Here is a 300-nt window from a genome sequence, read left to right as displayed (position 1 = left end):
AAGTAAAAAATTGAGGGCTGAGTGATAAAGGTCGATTGGCAAAACCGAGTCCATTCATGATCATGCCTTTTACAGCTTCACCGGGGGTGATTTCTTGTTTATCGTCTTGAGGTAAGTATTGATCTAAAAGGCTGACAATTTTTAAGTCTTCTATAACACCTGAAACAATACCGTGATGGTCTAACCGTTTGATTTTTAGATTCATATACACCTCAAAGTTGAGATGTTATTTTATCAAATTAAAGAGAATTAAGCGTTTAAATTAAATCGAAATTTTTGAAATTGGTCTGATCAATGTCT

At 33.7% G+C, this 300-nt stretch carries 1 protein-coding gene; it reads right to left on the bottom strand.

Features of this window, described 5'->3' with window-relative positions; translation table 11 throughout:
- On the bottom strand, positions 1-205 hold a 205-nt coding region (locus CWB66_RS08445; protein ID WP_138585019.1), incomplete at its 3' end, for a DUF4277 domain-containing protein.
- Positions 206-300: the final 95 nt, after the last annotated feature.

The organism is Pseudoalteromonas sp. S558 (assembly GCF_005886635.1).
Lineage (GTDB): Bacteria > Pseudomonadota > Gammaproteobacteria > Enterobacterales > Alteromonadaceae > Pseudoalteromonas > Pseudoalteromonas aliena.
Note: the sequence above shows the minus strand (reverse complement) of the source record. Positions and strands in the feature narration are given on the sequence as shown.